The sequence below is a fragment of the uncultured Anaerococcus sp. genome, from assembly GCF_963510915.1.
In the GTDB taxonomy this organism is placed as follows: domain Bacteria; phylum Bacillota; class Clostridia; order Tissierellales; family Peptoniphilaceae; genus Anaerococcus.
Genome location: NZ_CAUPHG010000100.1, coordinates 1 through 5,372, shown reverse-complemented (window position 1 = coordinate 5,372; position 5,372 = coordinate 1). Strand labels below are relative to the sequence as shown.

The 5,372-nt window shown below is 32.4% G+C and carries 7 protein-coding genes and 1 pseudogene; all 8 read left to right on the top strand.

Annotated features, from left to right (window positions below):
• Nucleotides 1-225: hypothetical protein (locus RQ893_RS07800; RefSeq protein WP_311482468.1), on the top strand; the 225-nt coding region annotated here is incomplete at its 5' end.
• A gap of 185 nt (nt 226-410) precedes the next feature.
• Entirely contained in the window at nt 411-764 is a 354-nt protein-coding gene (locus RQ893_RS07795) for an Asp23/Gls24 family envelope stress response protein (RefSeq protein ID WP_311482467.1), read from the top strand.
• A 7-nt stretch (nt 765-771) separates the two neighbouring features.
• Nucleotides 772-2,340, top strand: a complete 1,569-nt coding sequence (locus RQ893_RS07790) for a DAK2 domain-containing protein (protein WP_311482466.1) — start codon at nt 772-774, stop codon at nt 2,338-2,340.
• Nucleotides 2,333-2,635, top strand: a complete 303-nt coding sequence (locus RQ893_RS07785; protein WP_311482465.1) for a hypothetical protein — start codon at nt 2,333-2,335, stop codon at nt 2,633-2,635. Before RQ893_RS07790 ends, RQ893_RS07785 begins: the two co-directional genes overlap by 8 nt.
• Nucleotides 2,560-2,757 (top strand): annotated as a pseudogene (locus RQ893_RS07780) (hypothetical protein); the annotation flags it as partial. The gene RQ893_RS07785 and the pseudogene RQ893_RS07780, both read left to right, overlap by 76 nt.
• Nucleotides 2,758-2,874: 117 nt before the next feature.
• Nucleotides 2,875-4,317 (top strand): DEAD/DEAH box helicase, encoded by a 1,443-nt coding sequence (locus tag RQ893_RS07775; RefSeq protein ID WP_311482464.1) that lies wholly within the window; start codon nt 2,875-2,877, stop codon nt 4,315-4,317.
• A complete protein-coding gene (gene rsmD / locus RQ893_RS07770) occupies nt 4,317-4,859 on the top strand; it encodes a 16S rRNA (guanine(966)-N(2))-methyltransferase RsmD (RefSeq protein ID WP_311482463.1) in 543 nt (180 codons plus the stop codon). Before RQ893_RS07775 ends, rsmD begins: the two co-directional genes overlap by 1 nt.
• Entirely contained in the window at nt 4,856-5,338 is a 483-nt protein-coding gene (gene coaD / locus RQ893_RS07765; protein WP_311482462.1) for a pantetheine-phosphate adenylyltransferase, read from the top strand. Before rsmD ends, coaD begins: the two co-directional genes overlap by 4 nt.
• Nucleotides 5,339-5,372: the final 34 nt, after the last annotated feature.

The window sequence follows — 5,372 nt, the reverse complement described above, 5'->3', positions numbered from 1 at the left end:
TGGCACTTATGGAGATTTGACCCAAGACTTGCTGACGAGGGCAAAAATCCATTCCAACTTGACTCTAAAGAACCTACTGGATCATTCCAAGAATTTATCCAAGGTGAAGTAAGATACTCATCACTAAAGAGATCATTCCCAGAAACAGCTGATGAGCTTTATCAAGAAGCTGAAAAAGCTGCTAAAGAAAGATATGAATCTTACAAGAAATTAGCAAATAAATAATATTATAAGCAGGAAAAAATCGCCATTTTAAGGCGATTTTTTCTTTGCTTAGAAATAATATTTAATAATAATATGGGATAATTGATAAAAAAACCTGTATAGGTGTCAATAATTTATCAGGTTGACTTTTTTATGGTATAATAAAATAAAATGGATGAATACTGTTAATACACATTGGAGGTATTATGACAATCAGATATGTAAATAATTTAGGAAAAATAACAATCGATGATTCCGTGATAGCTAATATTGCTGTTGCTAGTGTCATGCAATCTTACGGGGTTGTAGGCCTTGCTTCGAGATCAGCTAGAGATGGAATATACAAGCTTCTTGGGGTTAACAATATGCAAAGAGGCGTTGAGGTTATTAGAAGGGACAATGGAACTGTAGCTGTTTACATTTCTTTATTTTTAGAATATGGAATAAGGATACCAGTGGTTTGTCAAAATATAATCGAAAATGTTAAATATAATATTGAAAAATCTTTGAATGTTAATGTTGCAGAAGTAAATATCTATGTTCAAGGAATCAATAGATAGGAGAAATATGAAAGTTATTGACGCAAGTAAGCTCCAACAAATGGTCATTGGAGCCTATAAATATTTAGAAGAAAATAAGTCTATTGTAGATGAACTTAATGTATTCCCTGTTCCTGATGGGGATACAGGTACAAATATGAATATGACCATGAAATCCGGAGTAGATAGAGTAAATCAAACTAGTGGATTAAGTGTTGAAGAAATAGCTAAAGCTCTTAGCCAAGGTACACTTATGGGGGCTAGGGGTAATTCTGGAGTTATTTTGTCACAGCTTGTAAGAGGTATGTCAAAAACCCTCAAAGGAAAAGATGAAATTCGTGCTGAGGAAGTAAGAGACATATTTAAAAACGCATCTAAAACCGCCTATAGAGCGGTTATGCAGCCAACAGAAGGAACTATTTTAACTGTTGCAAGAAAGATGGCTGAAAAGGCTGATGAGGCTTTTGATGAGTCTAAGGACTTAGATGATTATCTCGTAGAAATTATAACCGAAGGACAGATAGCCCTTGATAATACTCCAAAACAACTTCCGGTGCTTAAAGAGGCTGGTGTAGTTGATTCAGGTGGCCAAGGTCTAATATTTCTTCTTAGAGGAGCCCTTAATGCACTTAATGGTGAAATTGATAGAGACATCGACCTATCAGCTCCAGGGAGTCAAGAAGAAGGATCATACAAGATTAACTTTGAACTCTTAATCAAAGAAGATGATTTCAAAAATATAAGTGACTCTATAGATTCTATATCTACAAGTTTTGACTATGAATATAAAGATGGACATATAAAGGCAGAAGCTCGCTCTGAGCATTCTCAACAGATAATTTCTAAGATTATGGTTGATGGTGTTTTAGTTAAGCTAGAAATTGAAAACACAAACCCAGAAGTAGAATCTTCTGAGACAAAGTCTGAAAACCTAAAGAAGTATGGTTTTATTGCTGTTTCTAGAGGTGAAGGTTTCGAAGAAATCTTAAAGTCTATGAACATAGATAGAATAATTTCTGGTGGTCAAACCATGAATCCATCAACAGAAGATATTTATAAAAATATAGAAGAGATTAATGCTGAAAATATTATTATCTTCCCAAATAATAAAAATATTATTATGTCGTCTAAGCAAGCTTGTGAATTAGCAGATAAAAATGTTATGGTTTTAGAGACAAGATCAATTCCAGAAACTTTCACAGCTATGTTAGAATTTGACGAAGAGGAAGATATCGAAGAAAATATTAAAAATATGTCAGAATCTATAGCTGACATGCACACGGTAGAAGTTTCTATTTCAATAAGGGACACCAGCGTAAATAACATTGAGATAAAAAAAGACGATTATATTGGTATTCTTGATGGTAAAATCGTAACTACCAAATCTGATATAGAACAAACCACCAAAGAAGCAATAAAAATCGCTATAGAAAATGATGAAGACATTTCACTTGTGACCTTATATTATGGTGAGGAAACAGATAAGAGAAAGGCAAAAGACCTTGTAAAGAAGCTTTCTAAAGAATACAAGGACATAGATGTAGAATTAGTTTACGGCGGTCAGCCAGTATACTATTATCAAGCAACCCTTGAATAGAGAAGTTACAAGCCTAAAGGGAATTGGTCCTAAAAAAGCCAAGGCTCTAGCCAAGCTTGATATTTATACCATTAGCGACCTATACTCCTACTATCCTAGAGAATACGAAGATAGGAGGCTTAGGACAAGTGTTTTAGAGGCAAGTCCTACTAGGTCTTACTATTTTGAATGGATTTCTATCTCTAAACCCTATATCAAAAGACTCAAGAATATGACCATATCTTATATGTATTTTGCGATTTTAAGAAAATTAGGGTCGTATGGTTTAATGATAGGTTTTCTATTAGAAAAATAAGGTTAAACACAACTTATAAATTCTACACTAAGGTTTCCTATAAAAATGGATTTTACGAATCTATAAATCCTATATTTGAAGAATTAGATGGGGATGAAATAGGGGGTATATATTCAATTTATCCTCTGACATCTGGTCTTAGTCAGAAGAACCTCAATTCTTTTATAAAGGAAGCTATTAAAAACTTTGACCTTAGAGATGAAATTTTATCTAAAGAAATAAAAGAAAAATTCAATCTAATGGACAGGGAAAAAGCTTTAACCGAGGTCCATTTTCCTAGTGAAATAGATAGTTTACTTAAAGCGAAATCAGATATAAAAATAGGTGACTTATTAAAAGAGTTAATCTTCTTAGATCATGTGGGAAGAATTCAAAGGACTAGACAAGATATACACCTAAGCTATGATTTAGATGAAATATTATCAAAACTCGAATTTACCTTAACAAGATCACAATTAAGATCCCTAAAAGAAATCTTAGAAGATTCGAGTAAAGAAATATCTATGAACAGGCTATTGATTGGTGATGTTGGTTCAGGAAAAACTATAGTTGCCATGCTTTCCATGTTGGTTTTTGCAGAAAATTCTTATCAAGCGGCTATGATGGTTCCTACAGAAGTCCTTGCTATTCAGCAATTTGAAAAGTACAAGGACTTTATGGATAGTTTTGGAAAAAGGCTTGCACTTTTAACAGGATCTACAAAAAACAAAGAAGAAGTCAAAGCTGGACTAAAGGACGGCACAATTGATATGGTGATAGGCACTCATGCTTTGATTGAAGATGATGTTAGCTTTAAAAATCTAAGGTTTGTTGTAAATGACGAACAGCATAGGTTTGGCGTTAGGCAAAGGCAAGAATTTGCTAGAAAAGGTATTAATACAAACTACCTTACAATGACCGCCACACCAATTCCAAGAACATTAAGCTTGAGAATAAACAAAATGCTTGATTTAAGCCTTATTAACGAGCAGCCAAAAGGAAGAGCGGAGGTTTTTACAAGAATTATTAATGAAGACCATCAAGAGATTTTGTTAGAAAATCTTAAAGATAACCTTGTCGAAGGCAGGCAAGTCTACGTTGTAACTACTAACATAGATGCAGATGATACAAATTCAGTCGAAAACCTATATAAGAAATATAAGAAAATATTTAGAACTTATAGGGTTGAAAAACTCCACGGCAAGTTAAAATCAAGCGAAAAAGAAGATATTCTAAATAGGTTTAACAAACATGAAATTGATATATTAATTTCTACAACCGTTATAGAAGTCGGGATTGATGTAGCAAACGCTAATACTATAGTTATTTATAATTCAAATAATTTTGGCCTATCACAGTTGCATCAATTAAGAGGTAGGGTCGGTAGAGGAAAGTATGAGTCTTTTTGCTATCTTGTAACTAAAGATACGGACCCAAATAGTAAGTTAAAAATTCTACTCGAAACTAATGATGGTTTTGTAATTTCTCAAAGAGATTATGAGTTAAGGGGTGGTGGTAAAATACTATCTCTAATTCAACATGGCAAAAACCTGTCAGAAATAGAATATCTAAACATGACCGAAGAAGAAACTAATAGGGCCTTTGAAATATTTGATTATTTGAAGGAAAATTCTTATAAGGGTGTAAATTTAGATTTTATAAGAGAATATTTTGATAAAGATAAGGACATTATTTTAAATTGATGAAAGTAGTAGCAGGAAAGTACAAGGGATACAATTTATTAAGCCCCAAATCTAAAACATCAAGACCAACTGATAATAAGGTGAAGGAAGCTGTATTTGATATGCTTTATCCTTTTAAATTGGATTTTAAGGCCTTAGACCTATTTGCAGGCACAGGTCAAATGGGCATAGAATTTTTATCTAGAGGTGCTAAGGAAGTTTATTTTAATGAGAAGAACTATTCGAATTTTTCAATCCTAAAGCAAAACCTAGATAAAATAAATTCTGATGGTGTTTTTACATATAAAAATGATTTCATCAGATGCTTAAAAGATTTAGGAGAAAAAGAACTTAAATTTGACTATATCTACTTAGATCCTCCGTATGAAACTGATTTTATAGATAGGGCTATGTTTTGTATCAAAGAATATGACTTATTAAGCGAAGATGGTATAGTTATTACTGAATCAAGTAAGGATATGGATTTGTCTGATAAATATGGTTTAGATGTTTTGAAAGAAAAATCCTATGGAAGGAAATATATTAAGTTTTATATAAAATGAAGGTAATTTATCCAGGTAGCTTCGATCCCCTCACTCAGGGACATATGGATATCATCAAAAGACTAAGAGATATGTTTGATGAAGTGATTGTAGCTATCCTAAATAACGAAAACAAAAACTCACTATTTACTGTTGAAGAAAGAGTTGATATAATAAAAGAGGCAATTAAAGAAGAGAACTTAACAAATATTTCTATTTATTCATTTGATGGTCTTTTGGTAAATTTTGCTAAAGAAATGGGAGTAAAGTTGATAGCCAGAGGACTTAGAGGGGTTACTGATTATGAATATGAAAAAAATATTGCAAGAGTTAACTCAACCTTATACGAAGGATTTGAAACAATATTTTTACTAAGTGATCCTGCTTACTCTTTTGTAAGCTCAAGTGGAGTTAGAGAAATAGCTGCTTTTAAAGGTGATGTATCGGCGTTTGTAAGTCCAAGCGTTGAAAATAAAATCAAAGAGAAATTTAATTATTAGGAGGAAAAATGGCAAACAAAATTACTGATCTTAT

Coding starts and splice junctions, on each gene's coding strand:
- RQ893_RS07795 (WP_311482467.1), top strand. CDS start 411: ATGACAATCAGATATGTAAATAATTTAGGAAAAATAACAATCGATGAT.
- RQ893_RS07790 (WP_311482466.1), top strand. CDS start 772: ATGAAAGTTATTGACGCAAGTAAGCTCCAACAAATGGTCATTGGAGCC.
- RQ893_RS07775 (WP_311482464.1), top strand. CDS start 2,875: ATGGACAGGGAAAAAGCTTTAACCGAGGTCCATTTTCCTAGTGAAATA.
- rsmD (WP_311482463.1), top strand. CDS start 4,317: ATGAAAGTAGTAGCAGGAAAGTACAAGGGATACAATTTATTAAGCCCC.
- coaD (WP_311482462.1), top strand. CDS start 4,856: ATGAAGGTAATTTATCCAGGTAGCTTCGATCCCCTCACTCAGGGACAT.